At 60.7% G+C, this 23,729-nt stretch carries 20 protein-coding genes and 1 riboswitch; of the genes, 14 read left to right on the top strand and 6 right to left on the bottom strand.

From position 1 onward, the window contains the following. Positions 1-124: 124 nt before the first annotated feature. Positions 125-943 carry a M48 family metallopeptidase gene (locus PSH90_RS21910; RefSeq protein WP_305381521.1) on the top strand — a complete coding sequence of 273 codons (819 nt, stop codon included), beginning with the start codon at positions 125-127 and terminating at the stop codon, positions 941-943. A gap of 157 nt (positions 944-1,100) precedes the next feature. Here PSH90_RS21910 and PSH90_RS21905 read toward each other — a convergent pair whose 3' ends face one another. The 3 genes from PSH90_RS21905 to PSH90_RS21895 all read right to left on the bottom strand — a co-directional run bounded on the left by PSH90_RS21905 (position 1,101) and on the right by PSH90_RS21895 (position 3,934). After that, positions 1,101-1,685 (bottom strand): TMEM165/GDT1 family protein, encoded by a 585-nt coding sequence (locus PSH90_RS21905; RefSeq protein ID WP_016773243.1) that lies wholly within the window; start codon positions 1,683-1,685, stop codon positions 1,101-1,103. 89 nt (positions 1,686-1,774) lie between these two features. Next, a riboswitch (yybP-ykoY riboswitch) is annotated at positions 1,775-1,897 on the bottom strand. A 40-nt stretch (positions 1,898-1,937) separates the two neighbouring features. Then, positions 1,938-2,936 carry a class I SAM-dependent methyltransferase gene (locus PSH90_RS21900; protein ID WP_305381520.1) on the bottom strand — a complete coding sequence of 333 codons (999 nt, stop codon included), beginning with the start codon at positions 2,934-2,936 and terminating at the stop codon, positions 1,938-1,940. Positions 2,937-2,968: 32 nt separating this feature from the next. Beyond that, positions 2,969-3,934 carry a 2-hydroxyacid dehydrogenase gene (locus tag PSH90_RS21895; protein WP_305381518.1) on the bottom strand — a complete coding sequence of 322 codons (966 nt, stop codon included), beginning with the start codon at positions 3,932-3,934 and terminating at the stop codon, positions 2,969-2,971. Positions 3,935-4,174: 240 nt separating this feature from the next. On the opposite strand from PSH90_RS21895, the gene PSH90_RS21890 reads away from it, so the two are divergent. The 7 genes from PSH90_RS21890 to PSH90_RS21860 all read left to right on the top strand — a co-directional run bounded on the left by PSH90_RS21890 (position 4,175) and on the right by PSH90_RS21860 (position 14,923). Beyond that, positions 4,175-4,804, top strand: a complete 630-nt coding sequence (locus PSH90_RS21890; RefSeq protein WP_056790244.1) for a LysE family translocator — start codon at positions 4,175-4,177, stop codon at positions 4,802-4,804. A 268-nt stretch (positions 4,805-5,072) separates the two neighbouring features. Then, the gene (locus tag PSH90_RS21885) at positions 5,073-6,755 is read left to right on the top strand and encodes a fatty acid--CoA ligase (RefSeq protein ID WP_305381517.1); all 1,683 of its coding nucleotides are present in this window, start codon (positions 5,073-5,075) and stop codon (positions 6,753-6,755) included. Between the two features lie 337 nt (positions 6,756-7,092). Next, positions 7,093-8,982 (top strand): DUF1302 domain-containing protein, encoded by a 1,890-nt coding sequence (locus PSH90_RS21880; protein WP_056790239.1) that lies wholly within the window; start codon positions 7,093-7,095, stop codon positions 8,980-8,982. A 27-nt stretch (positions 8,983-9,009) separates the two neighbouring features. After that, complete coding sequence (locus tag PSH90_RS21875) at positions 9,010-10,374, top strand: DUF1329 domain-containing protein (RefSeq protein WP_024014265.1); 1,365 nt, start codon at positions 9,010-9,012, stop codon at positions 10,372-10,374. Between the two features lie 253 nt (positions 10,375-10,627). Further along, on the top strand, positions 10,628-13,363 hold the full coding sequence (locus PSH90_RS21870; protein WP_056790235.1) for a LuxR C-terminal-related transcriptional regulator: 2,736 nt from the start codon (positions 10,628-10,630) through the stop codon (positions 13,361-13,363). Between the two features lie 63 nt (positions 13,364-13,426). Then, positions 13,427-14,068: an MBL fold metallo-hydrolase gene (locus PSH90_RS21865; protein WP_162245422.1), complete on the top strand. Its 642-nt coding sequence runs from the start codon at positions 13,427-13,429 to the stop codon at positions 14,066-14,068. 120 nt (positions 14,069-14,188) lie between these two features. Beyond that, positions 14,189-14,923 (top strand): OmpA family protein, encoded by a 735-nt coding sequence (locus PSH90_RS21860; RefSeq protein WP_041479972.1) that lies wholly within the window; start codon positions 14,189-14,191, stop codon positions 14,921-14,923. Positions 14,924-15,178: 255 nt separating this feature from the next. On the opposite strand, the gene PSH90_RS21855 is transcribed toward PSH90_RS21860, so the two are convergent. After that, positions 15,179-15,613, bottom strand: a complete 435-nt coding sequence (locus tag PSH90_RS21855; RefSeq protein ID WP_016773251.1) for a YhcB family protein — start codon at positions 15,611-15,613, stop codon at positions 15,179-15,181. Positions 15,614-15,757: 144 nt separating this feature from the next. Here PSH90_RS21855 and PSH90_RS21850 point away from each other — a divergent pair, with 144 nt between their 5' ends. The 3 genes from PSH90_RS21850 to zapE all read left to right on the top strand — a co-directional run bounded on the left by PSH90_RS21850 (position 15,758) and on the right by zapE (position 18,952). After that, positions 15,758-16,387, top strand: coding sequence for an alpha/beta hydrolase (locus PSH90_RS21850; protein ID WP_051600784.1), 630 nt, complete (start codon positions 15,758-15,760; stop codon positions 16,385-16,387). Between the two features lie 24 nt (positions 16,388-16,411). After that, positions 16,412-17,767: a tryptophan--tRNA ligase gene (locus tag PSH90_RS21845; protein WP_305381516.1), complete on the top strand. Its 1,356-nt coding sequence runs from the start codon at positions 16,412-16,414 to the stop codon at positions 17,765-17,767. Positions 17,768-17,857: 90 nt separating this feature from the next. Further along, positions 17,858-18,952 (top strand): cell division protein ZapE, encoded by a 1,095-nt coding sequence (zapE, locus tag PSH90_RS21840; protein ID WP_252868275.1) that lies wholly within the window; start codon positions 17,858-17,860, stop codon positions 18,950-18,952. A 173-nt stretch (positions 18,953-19,125) separates the two neighbouring features. On the opposite strand, the gene PSH90_RS21835 is transcribed toward zapE, so the two are convergent. Then, complete coding sequence (locus PSH90_RS21835) at positions 19,126-20,022, bottom strand: GlxA family transcriptional regulator (protein ID WP_163012735.1); 897 nt, start codon at positions 20,020-20,022, stop codon at positions 19,126-19,128. Between the two features lie 250 nt (positions 20,023-20,272). Between PSH90_RS21835 and PSH90_RS21830 the strand changes: the two genes are divergently transcribed. Beyond that, positions 20,273-21,409, top strand: coding sequence for an acyl-CoA dehydrogenase family protein (locus PSH90_RS21830; RefSeq protein ID WP_252868274.1), 1,137 nt, complete (start codon positions 20,273-20,275; stop codon positions 21,407-21,409). Between the two features lie 156 nt (positions 21,410-21,565). On the opposite strand, the gene PSH90_RS21825 is transcribed toward PSH90_RS21830, so the two are convergent. After that, a complete protein-coding gene (locus PSH90_RS21825; RefSeq protein ID WP_039761359.1) occupies positions 21,566-22,606 on the bottom strand; it encodes an NADP(H)-dependent aldo-keto reductase in 1,041 nt (346 codons plus the stop codon). A 244-nt stretch (positions 22,607-22,850) separates the two neighbouring features. Here PSH90_RS21825 and rplM point away from each other — a divergent pair, with 244 nt between their 5' ends. Together rplM and rpsI are read left to right on the top strand one after the other, a co-directional pair. Then, the gene (gene rplM / locus PSH90_RS21820) at positions 22,851-23,279 is read left to right on the top strand and encodes a 50S ribosomal protein L13 (protein ID WP_003228062.1); all 429 of its coding nucleotides are present in this window, start codon (positions 22,851-22,853) and stop codon (positions 23,277-23,279) included. Between the two features lie 14 nt (positions 23,280-23,293). After that, on the top strand, positions 23,294-23,686 hold the full coding sequence (rpsI, locus tag PSH90_RS21815) for a 30S ribosomal protein S9 (protein ID WP_003228056.1): 393 nt from the start codon (positions 23,294-23,296) through the stop codon (positions 23,684-23,686). Positions 23,687-23,729: the final 43 nt, after the last annotated feature.

The following is a 23,729-nucleotide window of genomic DNA, read 5'->3' as shown; positions in this document are numbered from 1 at the left end:
GCGTTGAGGAATTTCCAGCCAGTCTTGCGGCCTTAGGTGGATGTACGCGCAATGCGTCCGTTGTATCTGGCGCCAATACAATTAGCCGCCTAGGATACGCCTCAGGTTTTCAGGGAGCTTTTGAATGAACAAGACATTAGTGGTAAGTGCTTTGAGCGCAGCGCTGTTGCTGGCCGGTTGTCAGTCGGTCAACACCACCAGCGGCGGTGCCGTCGGCGTGGAGCGCAAGCAGTACATGTTCAGCATGCTGTCCTCGCAAGAGGTGGACCAGATGTACGCGCAGTCTTATCAGAAGACCGTCGGCGAGGCGTCGAGCAAAGGTGTGCTGGACAAGACCAGCCCGGAAGCCAAACGCGTGCAGACCATCGCCAACCGCTTGATCGCCCAGGCGCCAACCTTCCGCCCGGACGCGGCGCAGTGGCAATGGGAAGTCAATCTGATCAAGAGCGATGAGCTCAACGCCAACTGCGGGCCCGGCGGCAAGATCATTTTCTACACCGGATTGATCGACAGCCTGAAACTCACCGACGATGAAATCGCTGCGGTCATGGGCCATGAAATCGCCCACGCCCTGCGCGAGCACGGTCGTGAAGCGATGTCCAAGGCTTACGGTATGGAGATGGCCAAGCAGGGCGCCGGTGCCTTGTTCGGTCTGGGCCAGGACAGCCTGGCGCTGGCCGACACCGTAGCCAACTACGGCATGACCTTGCCCAACAGTCGCGCCAACGAAAACGAAGCCGACCTGATCGGCCTGGAACTGGCCGCCCGCGCCGGTTACAACCCGAACGCGGCGATCACCCTGTGGGACAAGATGAGCAAGGCTTCCGAAGAAGCGCCACCGGAATTCATGAGCACTCACCCGGCATCCAGCAGCCGCATTGCTGCGTTGCAGGCAGCGATTCCGAAAGTAATGCCGTTGTACGAAAAAGCCCCGAAGTCCTGAGCCAATGATCGTTCCCACGCTCTGCGTGGGAATGCAGCCCGGGACGCTCTGCGTCCCATTGGAACGCGGAGCGTCCCTTGAGGCATTCCCACGCAGAGCGTGGGAACGATCCTTCAAATCCCCTCACCACAGGTTTTGGGTAGTTCAGTAGACGGGGTTAAACCCAGCCGCTGCTCTGCATCGCTTTATAAACCGCAACAATCGCCAGAATCATGAACGCCGAAGCCGCGAGGCGGCGGATCAGGGTCAGCGGCAGTTTCTCTGCGGCAAAATTACCCGCCAGTACCACCGGCACGTTGGCAATCAGCATGCCCACGGTGGTGCCGATGATCACCAGCCACAGTTCCGGATATTGCGCGGCGAGCATCACCGTGGCGATCTGGGTCTTATCGCCGATTTCCGCCAGGAAGAATGCGATCAGTGTGGTCAGGAACGGCCCGAACTTGCGCGCCGTGCTGGCCTCGTCGTCATCCATCTTGTCCGGGACCAGCGTCCACAGCGCCGTGGCGGCGAAGCTGGCGGCGAGGATCCAGTGCAGAACGGCGTCGGAGAAGAAACTGCCGAACCAGGCACCTACCGCACCGGCTGCTGCGTGGTTGGCCAGGGTCGCGGCGACAATCCCGGCGATGATCGGCCAGGGTTTGCGGAAGCGAGCGGCGAGAATCAGCGCGAGCAGTTGCGTCTTGTCGCCGATTTCGGCCAAGGCAACGATTGCGGTGGGAACGAGTAACGAGTCCAGCATCAGGGATTTCCTAAGGGGCGGGTCGACACGGCTATGACACGTACAGCCTTCCCGCCCCGGGTAAGGTGTGCGTGTCATAGGTCTTGTCAAACCCTGCGATCCGTCTGGTGCGGACGCTTGGGTCGCATACGCCATGATCTGAGGATCAAGTATGTTGACGTATGCCGGACGAGCTTGGCGCTCGTGGGAGACTACTCCCCTAGGACGGAGCGGATTCTGCCTAGGCAAATCCGATTGGGCAAGAACAAATTTTCAACCGCGCTTGGCCCGGTAAATCCGGAAACCATTGCCTTCAGCCTTGATCGCACACACGCCCAGGTGCTCCTCGATCAACGGCTGATACTTGAGAAAGCTGTTCGCCACAAGGCGCAGTTCGCCGCCGTTTTTCAGATGTTTTGCCGCTTTTCGCAGCAGGTTCTCCGTAGCGAAATAATCGGTGTGCACGCCGACATGGAACGGCGGATTGCTCAGAATCGCGCTCAAACCCATCGGCGCGGCATCGATGCCGTCGCCGGTCAGCACTTCCGCCTCCAGGCCGTTGGCGGCCAGGGTCAGACGGCTGCTGGCGGCGGCGAACGCGTCGACATCCAGCAACGTCACCTGATTGTGCGGATAGCGACGTTTCACCGCAGCCCCGAGCACGCCGGCGCCGCAACCGAAATCGAGCAGATGGCCGCTCGGCAGTTTGTCCAGATGCTCCAGCAGCAGGGCGCTGCCGCGATCCAGTCGACCGTGGCTGAACACGCCCGGCAAACTGATGACTTTCAACGGCCCTTCGGCCAGGGGCAGTTCGTAGGTCTGCGCAAGACTTTCCAGGGATTTCGCTTCAGGCGCATTGGCCACGGTGACTTGCCAGAGTTGGCAGTGCCGGGCGCTGTCGAGTTTGCGTGGCTTGCCGAACGGATTGAGCTGTTTGGATGCGCCTTCGATGCCGCTGCGTTTTTCCCCGACCAGAAACACCTCACGCCCGGCCAGACGCGACGCCACGGCGTTGAGGATGTAATCGGTCAGGTCCTTGGATTTGGGCAGAAACACCACAGCGCTGTCGAACTCACGCTCGGGCACGTTCACGCCGAACTGGCTGCGGCCCTCGAAACGCGCGTCCAGTGCGGCTTGGTCGCCAGCGTGCCAGCACCAGCCGAGCGCATTCGGCAGACGCCCGAGCAAATCATCGGCGGGCAGGCCGGCCAACAGCAGCGAACCCTGGAATAACTCGGCCTGACGAAGCAGTACTTCACTGCGCGGATCCATAACTGCTCCTTGAAAAAAAGTGCCGCAGTTTATCAACTGACGACCCGCAGCGCCTCACCGCTGAAGAACGCCTGGGCGTTTTCGCTCAGTTGCCCGACGATACGCTGGCGCGCCTCGCGACTGCCCCAAGCGTTATGCGGGGTGACGATCAGGCGCGGGATATCGGCGGCGAGCAGCGTATTGCCCTGGGTCGGTGGCTCGACACTCAACACGTCGGTGGCCGCACCGCCGAGGTGACCGCTGCGCAAAGCGTCGGCCAGCGCCTGCTCATCGATCAGGCCGCCGCGGGCGGTATTGACCACAAATGCGCCAGGCTTCATCGAGGCCAGTTCGCGGGCGCCGATGAAATGCCGGGTGTGCTCGTTGAGCGGGCAGTGCAGGGTAAGGGCGTCGATCTGCGGCAGCAGTTCTTCCAGCGGCAAGCGATCCGGCCGAGCCGGGCGCCCGGGAATCTGTCCGAGCAACACACGCATGCCGAACGCTTCGGCCAATCGCGCCACGGCGCCACCGAGCTCGCCATGGCCGAGCAGGCCGAGGGTTTTGCCTTGCAGTTCGACGATCGGGTAGTCGAGCAGGCAGAACTGTTTCGCCTGCTGCCAGCGGCCTGCGCTCACAGCTTTCTGATAGTCGGCCAGGCGCGTGGCGAGGTTGAGCAACAGCATGATCGTGTGTTGCGCCACCGACGGCGTGCCGTAAGCCTGGCAATTGCACACGGTGATGCCGTGAGCGCGGGCGGCAGTGAGGTCGACATTGTTGGTGCCGGTGGCGCTGATCAGGATCAGTTTCAGTTGCGGGTTGGCAGCCATTGCAGCGGCGTCGATCACGACTTTGTTGGTGATCGCCACACTGGCGCCGTGCAGGCGTTCGCTGACCTGTTCCGGCAACGTCTGGGCGAACAGCTGCAAGTCGCTGAAGCATTCGCGCAACGGACCGAGGTCCAGATCGCCGAGATCCAGCGAAGGGTGATCAAGGAATACCGCGCGGCGCGTGTTCGTCATCAACTGTACCTTTTGTGCTGTGAGCGGAGGGCGTACTCTGCCGAGCCTACCAGATGAAACAATTGGTTACTCGACACCGAGATGCCTTGAACTCTTGTGGGAGCGAGCCTGCTCGCGAAAGCTCTGGCCCAGTCAACATCTCTGTTGGCTTACCCAGCGCTTTCGCGAGCAGGCTCGCTCCCACAGGGAAAGCATTCGGCAATGAGTCCAGTGTGAACATTCGAATCCTGAGGAGCCCCCATGTACTGGACCGAGTTCTTGACCGTTGCCCTGATCCATCTGCTCGCCGTGGCCAGCCCCGGACCGGACTTTGCAGTCGTCGTGCGCGAGAGCGTGACCCACGGGCGCCGCGCCGGCACCTGGACCGCGCTGGGCGTGGGCTCGGCGATTTTCCTGCATGTCGGCTATTCGTTGCTCGGCATCGGTCTGATCGTGTCGCAATCGATCGTGCTGTTCAACGCGCTGAAGTGGGCCGCCGCCGCGTATCTGCTTTACATCGGCTTCAAGGCCTTGCGCGCGCAACCGGCGAAAACCGTCACCGATGACTTGCACCGGGAAACCGGCGTACGCACCGCGCGGGGCGCGTTTACCTCGGGCTTCGTCACCAACGGCCTGAACCCGAAAGCCACGCTGTTTTTCCTCTCGCTGTTCACCGTGGTGATCAATCCGCACACGCCGCTGGCCGTGCAGGCCGGTTACGGCGTTTACCTGGCGGTGGCGACGGCGATCTGGTTCTGTCTGGTGGCGATGCTGTTCAGCCAACACCGCGTGCGCGCCGGCTTCGCGCGCATGGGCCACTGGTTCGACCGCACCATGGGCGCGGTGCTGATTGCTCTCGGCGTGAAAATCGCGTTCACCGAGATGCACTGACCGGGCCGCGTTGTTCTCTTGCAGGAGCTGACGAGTGCAACGAGGCTGCGATCTTTTGATCTTGTCTTTTCATAAGCAAATCAAAAGATCGCAGCCTTCGGCAGCTCCTACATGGGCCATATCCAATTTCCAGATACCTGGGGTGCTGGCGCAAAGCTAGCATTTGTACGGCTCTGCAAATCATTCCTTTGGCTGATTTGACTGTCATGCTGGCGCACTAGAGTACGAATCTCTCCGCCAACACCGTGCAGTCAGAAAAGGGATTCTTATGTTGCAGACTCGGGTCATTCCGCCGGCCGATGGGGCCTACCAGTATCCATTGCTGATCAAACGGCTGCTGATGTCCGGCGCCCGTTACGAGAAAACCCGCGAAATCATCTACCGCGACCAGTTGCGCTACAGCTATCCGACCCTGATCGAGCGGGTTGCGCGGCTGGCCAACGTGCTGACGGCTGCCGGCGTCAAGGCCGGTGACACCGTGGCGGTGATGGACTGGGACAGCCACCGTTACCTGGAATGCATGTTCGCCATTCCGATGATCGGCGCGGTGATCCACACCATCAACGTGCGCCTGTCGCCGGAGCAGATCCTCTACACCATGAACCACGCCGAGGACCGCTTCGTGCTGGTCAACAGCGAGTTCGTCGGGCTGTATCAGGCCATCGCGCCGCAGCTGACCACGGTGGAGAAAACCCTGCTGCTGACCGATCTCCCGGAGAAAACCGCAGCGCTGCCCAACCTCGTCGGCGAATACGAGCAACTGCTGGCCGCTGCGAGTGCGCAATACGATTTCCAGGACTTCGACGAAAACTCGGTCGCCACCACGTTCTACACCACCGGCACCACGGGCAATCCGAAAGGCGTGTATTTCACCCATCGGCAACTGGTGCTGCACACCATCGGCGTGGCGACGATCATGGGTTCGATCGACAGCGTACGGCTGCTCGGCACCAACGATGTGTACATGCCGATCACGCCGATGTTCCACGTCCACGCCTGGGGTTTGCCGTACGTGGCGACCATGCTCGGGCTCAAGCAGGTTTATCCGGGGCGCTACGATCCGGAGTATCTGGTGGAGTTGTGGCGCAAGGAGAAGGTCACCTTTTCCCATTGCGTGCCGACCATCCTGCAGATGCTGCTCAACGCCAAAGCCGCGCAGAGTGCCGACTTCGGCGGCTGGAAAATCGTCATCGGCGGCAGCGCGCTCAATCGCAGTCTTTATGAAAACGCCAAGGCCCGTGGCATTCAGCTGACAGCCGCTTACGGCATGTCGGAAACCGGGCCGCTGGTGTCTTGCGCGCACCTCAACGACGAACTGATGGCCGGCAGCGAAGACGAGCGCACCACTTATCGGATCAAGGCTGGCGTGCCGGGGCCGTTGGTCGAAGCGGCGATTGTCGACGGCGACGGCAACTTCCTTCCGGCCGACGGTGAAACCCAGGGCGAACTGGTGCTGCGCGCGCCGTGGCTGACCGAAGGCTATTTCAATGAACCGCAGAAGGGCGCCGAGCTCTGGGCCGGTGGCTGGTTGCACACCGGCGACGTCGCCACGCTCGACAGCATGGGCGTGATCGATATTCGTGATCGCATCAAGGACGTGATCAAGACCGGCGGCGAGTGGATCTCCTCCCTCGACCTCGAAGACCTCATCAGCCGGCATGCGGCGGTACGCGAAGTAGCAGTGGTGGGCATCGCCGATCCGCAGTGGGGCGAGCGCCCGTTTGCCTTGCTGGTGGTCCGCGAAGGGCAGGTGATCGGTGCACGGGAACTGAAGGAACACCTCAAGCCGTTCGTCGAGCTGGGACACTTGAGCAAGTGGGCGATCCCCAGTCAGATCGCCCTTGTTACCGAAATTCCCAAGACCAGCGTCGGCAAGCTCGACAAGAAGCGCATTCGCCTCGACATCACCGAGTGGCAAGCCAACAACAGCACCTTCCTTTCCACACTTTGAGTGCCTGATGGCGCGCCGAAACCGGCGCGCCAGACCCACCAAGCAAGCGCTTGGCTTGTGAAATCGAAAAAATCAGCCATCCTTGCCCTGCCGACGTGTGTCGGACTGGCGAAAGGACTGTTCCAGAGTGGTTGGCGGCTGCAAATCACACTTTAGAGGGATCAAGCACTACCACCCGCTGGATATAGTCCGCTCAAGGACTTTTTAGAAACGGAGCACACGCACTGATCGGGGCGAGCAACTCTGGAGTGATTTCGGGCAACCCTGGCGCCCGGTCCTCCACAGCGTTTTTAAAAGTACTCACTGCCATAACAATAATGCACATGGAGTAGCGTCGATGACCTCAGTAAACCAGTTCTGGCGCCGGGCGAAACTGCCTCTGGCGGTCAGTCTTGCCTCCTCGCTCGCCGGGCCTGCATTCGGCGTCAGTTTCAACGTCGGTGAAATCGAAGGCCAGTTCGACTCGTCCCTGTCGATCGGTGCCAGTTGGTCTACTCAGAGCCCGAACAAGAACCTTATCGGCGTCAACAACGGCGGCCGTGGCCTGTCGCAGACTTCCGATGACGGGCACGCCAACTTCAAGAGCGGCGAAACCTTTTCGAAGATCTTCAAGGGCATCCATGACCTTGAATTGAAATACGGCGACACCGGCGTGTTCGTCCGTGGCAAATACTGGTACGACTTCGAACTGAAGGACGAGAGCCGCGAATTCAAGGACATCAGCGACAGCAACCGCAAAGAGGGCGCCAAGTCCTCCGGCGGGCAGATCCTCGACGCCTTCGTCTACCACAACTACGCGATTGCCGATCAGCCGGGCTCCGTGCGTCTGGGCAAGCAGGTAGTGAGCTGGGGTGAAAGTACCTTCATCGGCGGCGGCATCAACTCGATCAACCCGATCGACGTCTCCGCGTTCCGTCGTCCGGGCGCCGAGATCAAGGAAGGCCTGATTCCGGTCAACATGTTCTACGTGTCGCAGAGCCTCACCGATAACCTCTCGGCCGAAGCGTTCTACCAACTGGAATGGGACCAGACCGTCGTCGACAACTGCGGCACCTTCTTCTCCCAGCCGGACATCGTTGCTGACGGTTGCGACAGCAATCTGCGCGTACTGAACAAGCGTTCGCAGATTCCGGCGATCGCTTTGGGGCCGTTGGCCGCCAACGGTGTGAACGTCGACCAAGAAGGCGTGCTGGTGCGCCGTGGGCCGGACCGTGACGCGCGCGACAGCGGTCAGTGGGGCGCGTCCCTCAAATACATGTTCGAGCCACTCGACACCGAGTTCGGCGCCTACTTCATGAACTACCACAGCCGTGCGCCGATCTTCAGTGCAACCGGCGCACCGCAGTCGGTCTACAACACTGCCGCCGCGCTGCCGGGGCCGTTCGCCGCACTCGCACCGCTGCTGGTCGCGGGCAATTCGAATTACTTCATCGAATACCCGGAAGACATTCGTCTCTACGGCCTGAGTTTCTCCACCACCCTGCCTACCGGTACGGCGTGGAGCGGTGAGATCAGCTACCGTCCGAACGCGCCGGTGCAACTGAACTCCACCGACATCCTGTTTGCCGGCGTGCGTCCACTGGGCGGCGCGCTGACCAACGCTTCGTTGCTCACTGGCGTGCCGGGTCAGGACCTGCATGGCTATGAGCGCAAGGAAATCACCCAGATCCAGACGACCTTCACGCACTTCTTCGATCAGGTCATGGGCGCCAGCCGTCTGACCCTCGTTGGTGAAGTCGGCGCGACCTACGTCGGTGGCCTGGAAAGCCGTTCCGACAAGCGTTATGGCCGCGATCCGGTCTACGGTCCGGGTGAGTTGCCGGCTACTGGCACAGTCGATACCTGCGCCAACATCCTCAACAACAGCACCATCAACGGCGCAGGTCCCGGTTCGCCGCAGAACAACCGCAGCCGCAATTGCGAAAACGACGGCTTCACCACGTCGATGTCGTGGGGCTACCGTGGTCGGGCGATCTGGGAATACAACGACGTGTTCGCTGGCGTGAACCTGAAGCCGAACGTGGCCTGGTCCCACGACGTGAGCGGTTACTCGCCAGGCCCTGGCGGCAACTTCGAGGAAGGTCGCAAAGCGGTCAGCCTGGGCGTCGACGCCGAATACCAGAACACCTACACCGCGAGCCTGGCTTACACCAATTTCTTCGACGGCAAGTACACCACCGTGGATGACCGCGACTTCGTGGCGCTCAGCTTCGGCGTGAACTTCTAAGCACTGCATTTCAGGACGAACGAATTTATGAAAATAACAAAGAGTCTGTTCCACGCCGGTGTTCTGGGCCTGTCGCTGCTGGCGACCAGTGTCATGGCGGCGGTGCCTGCTGCCGAAGCGGATAAACTGGGCAAGAGCCTGACGCCGATGGGCGCGGAAATGGCCGGTAATGCCGACGGTTCGATCCCGGCCTGGAAACCGCTGCCGAAAAATGCCGGCAGCGTCGACAGCAAGGGCTTCCTGTCCAACCCTTACGCCAGTGAGCAGCCGCTGTTCACCATCACCGCCAAGGATGTCGACAAGTACAAAGACAAGCTTGCGCCGGGCCAGTACGCGATGTTCAAGCGCTACCCGGAAACCTTCAAGATGCCGGTCTATCCGTCCCATCGCGGCGCCACCGTGCCGGATGACGTGTTCGCCGCGATCAAGAAGAACGCCACCAGCACCAACCTGGTGTCCGGCGGCAACGGTCTGGAAAACTTCGATACCGCCGTGCCGTTCCCGATCCCGAAAACCGGTGTAGAAGTGATCTGGAACCACATCACCCGTTATCGCGGCGGCAGCGTGACCCGTCTGGTGACCCAGGCCACGCCGCAACCGAACGGCTCGTACAGCCTGGTGTACTTCCAGGATCAGTTCGTGTTCCGCGACAAGATGAAGGATTACGATCCGGCGAACCCGGGCAACATCCTGTTCTACTTCAAGCAGAAAGTGACCGCGCCGGCGCGTCTGGCCGGTGGCGTACTGCTGGTGCACGAGACTCTCGATCAGGTCAAGGAGCCGCGTTCGGCGTGGGTCTACAACGCCGGGCAGCGTCGTGTGCGCCGTGCACCGCAAGTGTCGTATGACGGCCCGGGTACTGCCGCCGACGGCCTGCGTACCTCGGACAACCTCGACATGTACAACGGCGCGCCGGATCGTTACGACTGGAAGCTCGAAGGCAAGAAAGAGATGTACATCGCCTCCGACAGCTACAAGCTCGACGATCCGAAACTGAAGTACTCGGACATCATCAAGGCCGGTCACATCAACCAGGACCTGGCACGCTACGAGCTGCGCCGCGTCTGGCACGTGGTCGCGACCCTGAAGGAAGGCCAGCGCCACATCTACGCCAAGCGTGACTTCTACATCGACGAGGACACCTGGCAGGCAGCGGTCATCGACCACTATGACGGTCGCGGCCAACTGTGGCGTGTAGCCGAGGCGCATGCCGAGAACTACTACGACAAGCAAGTGCCGTGGTACGCCCTCGAAACCCTCTACGACCTGCAGTCCGGCCGCTATCTGGCACTGGGCATGAAGAACGAAGAGAAGCAGGCGTATGACTTCGGCTTCACCGCCACCACCAGCGACTTCACCCCGGCCGCTCTGCGTCAGGATGGTGTTCGCTAAACCTGCGTAAACCCGAGGCCGCATCCTCGTGAAAACGCCCCGACCGGTTCGGGGCGTTTTTTTGCGTGCGGTTTCACGCCGCAGCTCCTACACGGATTCATCGTGGTCGCGATTGGTCGGTGATGCCGGATTTTGGCGGCGCTGTGTAGGCTTTTTGTAGCCATTTGTAGCAGCGACCTTCATTACCTCTTCGTTTAAGGCTAGGCTGCGGACCTCTGCAACGCCGCCAATCGCCTTCGAACAAGAGCCGGCCATGACTGATCTGTCCCCACTTCCGGGTCCCGCAAGCATCACCGTCGCAGCACTGGACGGGCGTTTTTTTCGCCCGCCGCTGCCTGATGGCTATGTCTTGCGGCCGCGCCTTTGCCAGCGTCTGCAGGCCGGGCTCGGAGGTCGGTTGCTGCTGGTCAGCGCCCCGGCCGGGTTCGGCAAAAGCTCGCTGGCAGTGGAGTTCTGTCAGAGCCTGCCGGCGCATTGGCAAAGTCTCTGGCTGGGCTTGAGTCCGCGTGACAGCGATCCCGGACGCTTTCTTGAGCGCTTGCTCGAAGGTCTGCAGGACTACTTTCCGGCCTTGGGCGCTGGCGCTCTTGGTCTGCTGAAAATGCGTCAGCGTCATCAGCCATTCGCTTTTGAAGAATGGCTCGACGGTCTGCTCGATGAGCTGGCGCTGCACCTCGATCCTGCTGCACCGCTGCTGCTGGTGCTCGACGACTACCACCTCGCTCAGGGGCCGGTGCTGGATCGTTGCCTGCAATTCTTCCTCAATCATCTACCCGATGGCTTGCTGGTGATGGTCACCAGCCGTCAGCGCCCGGACTGGCATCTGGCGCGTCTGCGCCTGTCGCGGCAGTTGCTCGAGCTGCACGAACAGGACTTGCGCCTGACCCACGACGAAGCCCTGACCTTGCTCGACCGCCACAGCAGCTCACTGCGCGGCGAAGCACTGGAAAGCCTGATCCAGCGCAGCGAAGGCTGGGTCGCCGGCCTGCGCTTCTGGCTGCTGGCGGTGGCCGAGGCGGGCAACGATGCCGCGCTGCCGCAAGCATTGAACGGCGGGGAAGGGCTGATTCGCGACTATCTGCTCGAAGAAGTCATCGATTGCCTGCCCGCCGAAGTGCAATCCTTCCTCTACGAAACCGCTCCGCAGGAACGCTTTTGCAGCGAGCTGTGCGACGCCGTCCGCGAAGCCCACGACAGCGCCGAGATCCTGCGCTTTCTCCTCGCTCACCAAGTGTTTCTGGTGCCGCTGGACGAGCACGGTCACTGGTATCGCTATCACCATTTGTTTTCTGACTTGTTGCGCAGCCGGCCGATCGCCCAGGCGATGGTGCCCAACGCTACCCTGCATTTGCGCGCCTGCCGCTGGTTCAATGCGCAAGGCCTGCTCGACGAAGCGGTGGAGCAGGCGTTGCGTGCCGGGCATCTCGACGTCGCGGCGAATCTGGTACAGAACCTGTCCGAAGAACAGCTGCTCGCCGAGCAGAACGTCGGCATGCTGCTGCGCTGGAAAATGGACTTGCCCGACAGCCTGCTGATCAGCACGCCACGGCTGATCGTGCTCTACAGCTGGGCGCTGGGGCTGGCCTGTCAGCTCGACGCCGCTGAAGAGCTGGCCAGCCATTTGAGCCGTTTCCTGCCGGCGCCTTCGGCCACCGCGCAAAAATCCATGCTGGCGCAATGGCTGGCGCTGAGCGGGATCATCGCTCGCGGGCGCGGCCATCGCGATTTGACCCTGCGTTATTGCAGTGAAGCGCTGGAGAGCCTGCCGGCCAAGCGTTATGGCCAGCGGCTGATGTGCCTGTCGACCTTGTCCAATCTGGCGATCGCCGACGGTGATCTGTGGCGCGCCCGTGGCCTGAACCGTGAATCCCTCGAGCTGGCGCAACGGGTCGGCAATCCATTATTCGAAGCGTTGGCTCACTACGACAGAGCTCGAGTCTTGCAATCGAGGGGCGAGATTCTGCGTGCGCTCGATGAAGTGCATCAGGGCCTGGAACGCTTGCGCGGTCTGTCGCCGCAACGCCTGTACGCTGTACGCGCGCGGCTGACGTTGTACGAAGGTTTCCTGCTGGCGATGCGTTTGCAGCCGCAAGCCGCACGCGTGCGTCTGCTGGCCGGCATTGGCGAGGCGCGCGCCTGTCGCGACATCAGCGTGCTGATCGGCCACTGCGTGATTGCCCGCCTCGACGGCGCCAGCGGCGAGTTCGCCAAGGCCTTCGCCGAACTCGCCGAAGCCGAACGCCTGATGCACATCTGGGACGTGCCGCCGATCTACTATCTGGCGATGATCACCCTGGTCAAATGCGAGCTGTGGCTGGCCCAGGGCCGGATTGATCTCGCCGAGGCGTGGCTTGCACGATTGGGCCAGACCTACACCGGCGAAAACGCTGCGGCGCCACCGGAGTTTCATCCACAGCTGCCGCTGCATGTGGAACTTCAACAGGCGCTGCTCGATGTGATTCAGGGGCAGCCTATGCTCGCCGAAGGGCGGCTGAACGTGTTGCATGAAAACGGCCAGCGGACCGGACGCCAGTTGCTCAGTGTGATGGCGTTGACGCAGAAGGTGGCGCTGTTGCTGTCGAGTGGACGCGAGCCCGATGCGCGCAAGGTGTTGAGTCAGACGCTGGAAGCTGCGGCCGGCGGCGTTTACCAGCCTTTTGATGCGCTGCTGAAAAACCATGCCGACTGGTTGCGCGGACAATTGCAGGCGCTCACTTGCAACGCGGTCGGCCAGCAATTGCTCACGCATTTTCCAACAGCCGCGCCACGCCCGGCCGTGGAAAGCTCCGCTACCGAACAACTCAGCAGCCGCGAACTGGCGGTGCTGCGCCTGATCGCCCAAGGCTGTTCCAATCAGGAAATCAGCGAGCAGTTGTTCATTTCCCTGCACACGGTGAAAACCCACGCCAGCCATATCAACAGCAAGCTGGGGGTCGAGCGGCGTACGCAGGCAGTGGCGCGGGCGAAGGCGTTGGGGTTATTGCTCTAGCGACGGTAAAATTCGCCATCGGCCGTTGCCAACGGCGTTGACCCTGTCCAGGATTTTTCCATGATCACGCCCAGCCCTGCGCTTATCCGCGAAACCTTCCCCGTCGGCCCGCTCCAGTGCAACTGCACGATCATCGGCGACCCACTCACCAAAAAAGCCATCGTCGTCGATCCCGGCGGCAACCCGGACCTGATCATGGCGCGCCTCGATGCCCATGGCCTGAAAGTCGTCAGCATCATCCACACCCACGCGCATCTCGATCACTTTCTCGCTTCCGGGCAGATGAAGGAGAAAACCGGCGCGACCCTGCATCTGCATAAGGAAGACCAGTTCCTTTGGGACAACCTTGAAATGCAATGCCAGATGTTCGGCGTGCCTTACACCCCGGTGCCGTCGCCGGATCGCTGGTTGAGCGATGACGAAGAACTCGCCTGCGGTTGCGGTGTGGCACTGCACACGCCGGGACATACACCCGGGTCCATGAGCTTTTGGTTTTCCGAGGCTAAGCTGTTGATAGCCGGCGACACGCTGTTTCGTCGCGGGGTAGGGCGCACGGATTTGTGGGGTGGCGATCAGGCGACCATCGTGCGTTCGATCAAGCAGCGGCTGTATACGCTGGACGAGGACGCAACGGTTGTCACCGGGCACGGCCCGGACACGCGTCTGGGTGATGAGATGCGCGAGAACCCGTTTGTGCGTGCCTGAATTTTTTGTCACGGGCAGCGGGCGGAATTTTTAGGCATTGTCATGATCCAACGCCCGCGCAGGTCCATTGATTGATCAGTGGCCGCTGCACCACAGAATGCAGAAAACCAGGAGCTCTCCATGTTCACCACGCGTCGTTTGATTATTGTCGCTACTGCCGTGGCCGTGCTGTCCGGCTGCGCCTCGCCTAATCCGTATGACAATCAGGGTCAGGCCGACGGTGGCTCGCAAGGCATGAGCAAAACCGCCAAATACGGTGGCCTCGGCGCGCTGGCCGGCGCACTCGCCGGTGCCGCCATCGGTCACGACAACCGTGGCAAGGGCGCCTTGATCGGCGCTGCTGTCGTCGGTGCCTCCGCTGCCGGCTACGGCTACTACGCCGACCAGCAGGAAAAGAAACTGCGCGCGAGCATGGCCAACACTGGCGTTGAAGTGCAGCGGCAGGGCGATCAGATCAAGCTGATCATGCCGGGCAACATCACCTTCGCCACCGATTCGGCGAACATTGCCCCGAGTTTCTACCAGCCGTTGAACAACCTGGCCAACTCGCTGAAGGAATTCAACCAGAACCAGATCGAAATCGTCGGTTACACCGACAGCACCGGCAGCCGCCAGCACAACATGGACCTGTCCCAGCGTCGTGCGCAGAGCGTGGCGACCTACCTGACCTCGCAAGGTGTCAGCGGTGCCAACCTGTCGGCCCGTGGCGCCGGCCCGGATAACCCGATTGCCAGCAACGGCGACGTCAACGGCCGCGCGCAGAACCGCCGCGTTGAAGTCAACCTGAAGGCGATTCCGGGCCAGCAGTATGGTGGTCAGCAGCAACAGCCGGGTACGGTGCAGCAGTATCCATAAGCGATTGCCTGAATGAAGAAATGCCCGATCCTGTGATCGGGCATTTTTTTGTCTGGGCAGTGCCGGCCTCTTCGCGGGCAAGCCCGCTCCCACCGGTATTGGCGGTGGCCACAAAGTCTGTGTTCCACACCTGACCCCTGTGGGAGCGGGCTTGCCCGCGAAAAGGCCAGTGTTGTCACCGCAAAATCAGCCGATACAAAAAAGCCCCCGGACAACAGCATTGTCCGGGGGCTTTTTGTTGGGCGCGAAACTCGATTACTTCTTCAAACCATAATGCTCATCAAGCATGCCAGGGGAATTTGGCGATTTCGGTGCGTAGTCACGCGGTGGCTCCTGATCGCGCGGTGGCGTCAGGCGTTCGCGAGGTGCCTGCGCTGCGTCGGCGTGCAGGGCGGCGATCAGGCGCTGGCGGGTCTGCTCGTCCAGGGCCAGACGATTGGCGCCCTCGGCGAGGTGGTCCTGCACTTCCTGATAGCTCTGGGTCAGTTTCTTGACCAGCATCGCTGTGCTGTTGAAGTGGGTGACCACTTCGTTCTGATAACTGTCGAAACGCTCCTGGATATCATCCAGTTGACGCTGCGTGCGGCTCGGTGCGGCGTTCGGCGCAACGCGCGCGATCAGGAATCCAATGGCGACACCCACAACCAGGGCAAGAGTCGGTAACAACCAAACTAAGAGCGAGTGTTCCACGAGTCCTTCCTCTATAAACGGCTTTGCTTTACGTTAACGGCTCGAACCTGCGCTGTATACCGCGATTCACTCGCAATAGATTGGCACAGACAATTTGCTAGACGAGTCGACCCGATTCGAGGTCACGGAGTTCCTCCCTTGCTGATGCGTGAAACCCCTGTAGTGATTGACGGCCCTGTCGGCCAAATTGAGGCTTTGTATCTGGATAACGAGCAGCCACGCGGCATCGCGCTGATCTGCCATCCGAACCCGGTGCAGGGCGGCACCATGCTCAACAAGGTTGTCTCGACCCTGCAGCGCACCGCGCGCGACGCAGGCCTGATCACCTTGCGTTTCAACTATCGCGGCGTCGGCGCCAGCCAGGGCACGCACGACATGGGCACCGGTGAAGTCGACGACGCCCAGGCCGCCGCCACATGGCTGCGGGAAAAACACCCGGATCTGCCGCTGACCCTGTTCGGTTTCTCCTTCGGCGGATTTGTTGCAGCAAGTCTCGGCGGCCGTCTCGAAGCCCAAGGCGTCCAGCTTGCCCACCTGTTCATGGTTGCCCCGGCGGTGATGCGTCTGGGCGAGCAGGATCAACTGCCGCAGCACGGCGGGTTGACCGTGATCCAGCCGGAAACCGATGAAGTCATCGATCCGCAACTGGTCTACCAGTGGTCGGAACAACTCCAGCGCCCCCATGAGCTGCTGAAAGTGGCAGAATGCGGACACTTTTTTCACGGCAAGCTGACCGATCTCAAGGATCTGCTGCTGCCGCGTCTCTCGAATTGATTGCAGTCTGACAAGCGATTACCCATGACCAACCGTACCCGCATTCTCACCGGCATCACCACCACTGGCACGCCGCACTTGGGCAACTACGCTGGGGCCATTCGCCCGGCAATCCTCGCCAGCCGCGACAGCCAGGCCGATTCGTTCTATTTCCTGGCCGACTACCACGCCCTGATCAAATGCGATGACCCGCTGCGCATCCAGCGCTCGCGTCTGGAAATCGCCGCGACCTGGCTGGCCGGTGGCCTCGATGTCGACCGCGTGACGTTCTACCGCCAGTCCGACATCCCGGAAATCCCCGAGCTGACCTGGCTGCTGACTTGCGTCGCCGCCAAGGGCCTGCTCAACCGCGCGCACGCCTACAAGGCCTCGGTGGACAAGAACGTTGAGACGGGTGAAGACCCGGATGCCGGCATCACCATGGGCCTCTACAGCTATCCGGTGCTGATGGCGGCGGACATCCTGATGTTCAACGCGCACAAGGTGCCGGTCGGACGCGATCAGATTCAGCACGTGGAAATGGCCCGCGATATCGGTCAGCGTTTCAACCATCTGTTCGGCCAGGGCAAAGAGTTCTTCAACATGCCCGAAGCGCTGATCGAAGAAAGCGTGGCGACGTTGCCAGGCCTCGACGGTCGCAAAATGTCGAAGAGCTACGACAACACCATTCCGTTGTTCAGCAGCGCGAAAGAAATGAAGGACGCGATCTCGCGGATCGTCACCGACTCCAAGGCCCCGGGCGAAGCGAAAGATCCGGACAACTCGCACCTGTTCACTCTGTTCCAGGCCTTCGCCACTCCGGCGCAGGCTGACGAGTTCCGCAGCGAACTGCTCGGTGGTTTGGGCTGGGGCGAGGCGAAGAATCGCCTGTTCCAGTTGCTCGACAACGAGCTGGGCGAGGCGCGCGAGAAGTATCACCAGTTGATCGAGCGTCCGGCGGACCTGGAAGACATCCTGCAGATTGGTGCGAAGAAGGCCCGGGCGGTGGCCACTCCGTTCCTCAACGAATTGCGTGAAGCCGTTGGCCTGCGTTCTTTCGTCAATCAGGTTCAGGTGGCCGCGACTACCAAGAAGAAAGCCGCGAAAGCCGCACGTTTCGTCAGCTTCCGCGAGGACGACGGCAGCTTCCGTTTCCGTCTGCTGGCGGCCGATGGCGAGCAATTGTTGTTGTCGCGCAACTTCGCCGACGGCAAGACTGCCGGCCAGGTGACCAAACAGTTGCAGTCCGGCGAGTCGCTGGATGTGCGTACTGATGACCTGAGCTTCAGCGTCTGGCTGGCCGGTGAGTGCGTGGGCGACAGCCCGGCGTTTGCCAGCATCGGTGCGCGGGACGCCGCCATCGAGGCGTTGCGCGTCGCGCTGACTCCAGCTCAAGACTGATCGGCGGCACGACCCGACCAAGGGCCGATTGCCATTCCCACAGGCCGTCGCTACAGTGACGGCCCGTTTTTGTTGCCTTGCTAACGAATTATGACGCCCCTAGAACGATATCAAGCTGATCTGAAACGCCCGGACTTCTTCCATGACGCCGCGCAGGAAACTGCTGTGCGTCACTTGCAGCGTCTGTACGACGACTTGATCGCCGCTGACCAGAACAAGCCGGGCTTGCTCGGCAAGCTGTTTGGCAAAAAGGATCAGGCACCGGTCAAGGGCCTGTATTTCTGGGGCGGCGTCGGTCGTGGCAAGACTTACCTGGTCGACACCTTCTTCGAAGCGTTGCCGTTCAAGGAAAAGACCCGCACGCACTTTCACCGCTTCATGAAGCGTGTGCACGAAGAAATGAAAACCCTGGGCGGCGAGAAGAACCCGCTGACCATCATCGCCAAGCGCTTCGCGGCCGAGTCGCGGGTGATCTGCTTCGATGAATTCTTCGTCTCCGACATCACTGACGCGATGATCCTCGGCACGCTGATGGAAGAGCTGTTCAAGAACGGCGTGACCCTGGTCGCGACGTCGAACATCGTGCCGGACGGCCTGTACAAGGATGGCCTGCAACGCGCGCGCTTCCTGCCAGCCATCGCGTTGATCAAGCTGAACACCGAGATCGTCAACGTCGACAGCGGTGTTGACTATCGTCTGCGTCACCTCGAGCAAGCCGAGCTGTTCCACTATCCGCTCGACGAAGCCGCCCACGAAAGCCTGCGCAAGAGCTTCAAGGCACTGACGCCGGAGTGCACGGCGGCGGTGGAAAACGATGTGCTGATCATCGAGAACCGCGAAATCCGCGCTCTGCGCACCTGCGACGACGTGGCCTGGTTCGACTTCCGCGAACTGTGCGACGGCCCGCGCAGCCAGAACGACTACATCGAACTGGGCAAGATCTTCCACGCCGTGCTGCTCAGCGGCGTCGAGCAGATGAGCGTCACCACCGACGATATCGCTCGGCGCTTCATCAACATGGTCGACGAGTTCTACGATCGCAACGTCAAGCTGATCATTTCTGCTGAAGTCGAGTTGAAGGATCTGTACACCGGCGGACGCCTGACCTTCGAGTTCCAGCGCACCCTGAGCCGACTGCTGGAGATGCAATCTCACGAATTCCTGTCGCGGGCGCACAAGCCTTAAACGGAGTTTCGGCGACAAAAAAGGGCCTGCGATTGCAGGCCTTTTTTATGCGCTGAAGTTTTTCCCTGTGGGAGCGAGCCTGCTCGCGAAAGCGCAGTGTCAGCAACGTCAATGTTGCAGGTAAGTACGTATTCGCGAGCAGGCTCGCTCCCACATTGGATCGCGCAGTTGAGTTACGCAGCCTGCTGAAACTGTTGCCGATACTGGTTAGGCGACAGTTCGGTGTGCTGGCGGAACAGTCGCGCGAAGAAGCTAGCATCGTCGTAACCGACCTCATAACTGATGGTCTTGATGCTCTTGCGCGTGCCCGAAAGCAGGCCCTTGGCCGTCTCGATGCGCAGGCGTTGCAAGTAATGCAGCGGCTTGTCGCCGGTGGCGGTCTGGAAGCGGCGCATGAAGTTGCGGATGCTCATGCCGTGCTCGCGGGCGACGTCTTCGAAGCGGAACTTGTCGGCGAAATGCTCTTCGAGCCACTGCTGGATCTGCAGGATGATCACGTCCTGATGCAGCTTCTGCCCACCGAAACCGATACGTCCCGGCGAATAGCTGCGCTGCACTTCGTAGAGGATGTCGCGGGCCACGGCTTGCGCCACGTTCGCGCCGCAGAAGCGTTCGATCAGATAGATATAGAGATCGCATGCCGAGGTAGTACCGCCGGCGCAGTAGAGATTGTCGGCATCGGTCAGGTGCTTGTCCTGATTCAGATAGACCTTGGGGAAACGCTCGGCGAAGGCATTGAAGAAGCGCCAGTAGGTGGTCGCTTCCTTGCCGTTGAGCAGTCCGGCTTCGGCGAGCCAGAACACCCCGGTGGCTTCGCCACACAACACCGCGCCGCGCGCATGCTGTTCGCGCAGCCACGGCAGGATTTGCGGATAACGGCCGCACAGCGTATCGAAGTCGTCCCAGAACGCCGGGAGGATGATCACATCGGCGTTTTCCAGGCCACCGTCGACCGGCATGACCACGTCGCTGAAGCTTTTCACCGGTTTGCCATCCGGGCTGACCAGGCGCGTTTCAAACGCCGGTGTCAGGCCGTGGCCCAGTTGTTTGCCGTAACGCAGGCTGGCCACATGGAAAAAATCCTTGGCTTGCATGAGGGTGTAAGCGAAAACCCGATCGATGGCCAGGATGCTGACGCGCCGCAAGGGCGGGGAGACGTGCTTAGACATAATTCAACTTTTGTTTTGTTTTTATAAGGGAAAGTGGTCACCAGACGGCTGGATCGTCTTATTTTTTGTCGGATGTGTCCAGTGTCCCGTAGCGGAAGCGGGGCTTAGTCTCTGAGAGCCGAATCCCTCCAACAACAAAGAAAGGTGCCGCATGATCCCTAGAACCCTGTTCAGCCCCGAGCACGAATTGTTCCGCGACAGTGTGCGAACTTTCCTCGAGAAAGAGGCCGTGCCGTATCACGCGCAGTGGGAGAAGCAGGGGCACATCGATCGCGCACTGTGGAACAAGGCGGGGGAGGCGGGGATGCTTTGTTCGCACCTGCCGGAAGAGTACGGCGGGCTGGGCGCGGATTTCCTCTACAGCACCGTGGTCATTGAGGAAGTCGGGCGTCTGGGACTCACCGGCATCGGCTTTTCCCTGCACTCGGACATCGTCGCGCCGTACATCCTGCATTACGGCAGCGAGGCGTTGAAACACAAATACCTGCCGAAACTGGTCTCGGGCGAAATGGTTACGGCGATTGCCATGACCGAGCCTGGCGCCGGTTCCGACCTGCAAGGGGTGAAAACCACGGCGGTTCTGGACGGTGACGAATATGTGATCAACGGCTCGAAAACCTTTATCACCAACGGCTTTTTGGCTGATCTGGTCATCGTGGTGGCCAAGACCGACCCCAAGGCTGGGGCCAAGGGCACCAGTCTGTTTCTGGTGGAGGCGAATACGCCGGGCTTCGAGAAAGGCAAGCGCCTGGAGAAGGTCGGCATGAAAGCGCAGGACACCTCCGAATTGTTCTTCCAGGACGTGCGCGTGCCGAAGGAGAACCTTCTCGGCCAGGCGGGGGCCGGGTTTGCCTATCTGATGCAGGAGTTACCGCAAGAGCGCCTGACCGTGGCGATTGGCGGCCTGGCCTCGGCTGAAGCGGCGTTGCAATGGACGCTGGATTACACCCGTGATCGCAAGGCGTTCGGCAAGGCGATTGCCGATTTCCAGAACACTCGCTTCAAACTGGCCGAAATGGCCACCGAGATCCAGATCGGCCGGGTCTTCGTTGACCGCTGCCTGGAGCTGCATCTGCAAGGCGAACTCGATGTGCCGACGGCGGCGATGGCCAAATATTGGGGCACCGACCTGCAATGCAAAGTGCTCGACGAATGCGTGCAACTGCATGGCGGCTACGGCTTCATGTGGGAATACCCGGTGGCCCGGGCGTGGGCGGATGCGCGGGTGCAGCGGATTTATGCCGGCACCAATGAAATCATGAAGGAGATTATTGCGCGGTCGCTTTGATGATCGTTCCTACGCTCTGCGTGGGAATGCCGCCGGGGACGCTCCGCGTTCCGCTGTTGAGGTAATCCGACTGGCCTCTTCGCGAGCAGGCTCGCTCCCACAGGGGATCACCGTACCTGTGGGAGCGAGCCTGCTCGCGAAGCCTTTGGCGGTCAGTTACGGCGCGGGATTCGGATGATCCTTGTGAATCGCCTCGATCCCGGCCAGCACTTCATCGGACAGTTTCAGATCAAAACTGGCAATGTTGCTGTCCAGTTGCTCAAGCGTCGTTGCGCCAATGATGTTGCTGGTGACGAAGGGTTGCTGGGTCACGAAGGCCAGTGCCATTTGCGCCGGGTCCAGACCGTGTTCACGGGCCAATGCAACGTAACGGCTGCACGCCGCTTCGGATTGCGGGTTGAAATAGCGGCTGAAGCGGCTGTAGAGGCTCAGGCGTCCTTTCGGTGGTCGGGCGCCGCCTTCGTACTTGCCGGAGAGGAAGCCGAACGCCAGTGGCGAATAGGCGAGCAGGCCGCACTGTTCGCGGATGGCGATCTCGGCCAAGCCGACTTCGAAGCTGCGGTTGAGCAGGTTGTACGGGTTCTGGATCGACACTGCACGCGGCCAGCCACGGGCTTCGGCCAAAGCCAGAAAGCGCATGGTGCCCCACGGCGTCTCGTTGGACAGACCGATGTGGCGAATCTTGCCGGCCTTCACCTGTTCGTCGAGGGCTTCGAGGGTGTCTTCCAGCGGCGTCAGGTTGGCTTCGATCTTGTGCTTGTAGCCCAGCTGTCCGAAAAAGTTGGTGCTGCGTTCCGGCCAGTGCAGTTGGTACAGATCGATGTAATCGGTCTGCAGGCGCTTGAGACTGCCGTCCAGCGCCTCGGTGATGTGCTGGCGGTTGTGGCGCAGGTTCTTGTCGCGGATGTAGTCGATGGTGTTGCCGGGGCCGGCGATCTTGCTGGCGAGGATCCAGTCGGCACGGTCACCGCGACTCTTGAAGTAATTGCCGATGTAGCGCTCGGTGGTGGCGTAGGTTTCGGCTTTGGGCGGCACCGGATACATTTCGGCAGTGTCGAGGAAATTGATCCCGGCTTCCTTGGCCCTTTCGATCTGGGCGAAGGCTTCAGCTTCAGTGTTTTGCTCGCCCCAGGTCATGGTGCCGAGGCAGATTGCACTCACGTTCAGATCGGTACGGCCTAGCTGGCGATAGTCCATCGGGTGCTCCTTGGGCAAAACAATCATAAAAGCAGGTTGAAAAATTTTTCGCAATCTGCATAATTGCCGACCTCTTTCTGCAGTGGAAGTGATGCGCCGCCGCCGAAGAATCTTGCCGTTGAACGGACGCGCCGACCCGAGCCCCCGAAAGCGTCTGTATCCGGCTGCCTTTGACTTGTCAAAGTACGCACTATTCAGTAAGATCCGCCGTCTTATTTACAGGCGGCCCCTGAGGCTATAAAGAATGAAAACTTTTACTGCTAAACCGGAAACAGTAAAGCGCGACTGGTTTGTCGTCGACGCTGCTGGTCAGACCCTGGGTCGTCTGGCCACCGAAATCGCGAGCCGTCTGCGTGGCAAGCACAAGCCTGAGTACACTCCTCACGTTGACACCGGCGACTACATCGTCGTCATCAACGCCGAGCAGATCCGTGTTACCGGCGCTAAAACCACTGACAAAATGTACTACTCCCACTCCGGTTTCCCGGGCGGCATCAAGTCGATCAACTTTGAAAAGCTGATCGCCAAAGCCCCTGAGCGCGTGATCGAGACCGCGGTTAAAGGCATGCTGCCTAAAAACCCACTGGGTCGCGACATGTACCGTAAGCTGAAAGTCTATGCGGGCGCTGCACACCCTCATACTGCTCAGCAGCCCCAAGAACTGAAGATTTAACGGAATAGTTCATTATGTCGGCGACTCAAAATTACGGCACTGGCCGTCGCAAGACCGCAACCGCACGCGTTTTCCTGCGTCCGGGTACTGGTAACATCTCCATCAACAACCGTTCGCTGGATAACTTCTTCGGCCGCGAAACTGCCCGCATGGTAGTTCGTCAGCCGCTGGAGCTGACCGAGACTGTCGAGAAGTTCGACATCTACGTCACCGTGATCGGCGGTGGTGTAAGTGGTCAGGCTGGCGCAATCCGCCACGGCATCACCCGCGCTCTGATGGACTACGACGAAACCCTGCGTAGCGCTCTGCGCAAAGCTGGCTTCGTTACCCGCGACGCCCGTGAAGTTGAACGTAAGAAAGTTGGTCTGCGTAAAGCGCGTAAGCGTCCGCAGTACTCGAAGCGTTAATTCCGCTTCCACGTTCAAAAAAGAACGCCCGCCTCCTCACGGA

Source organism: Pseudomonas sp. FP1762, from assembly GCF_030687105.1.
Taxonomy (GTDB): domain Bacteria; phylum Pseudomonadota; class Gammaproteobacteria; order Pseudomonadales; family Pseudomonadaceae; genus Aquipseudomonas; species Aquipseudomonas siliginis.
The sequence above is the reverse complement of the archived record's forward strand: the minus strand, read 5'-3'. Positions and strand labels throughout refer to the sequence as shown.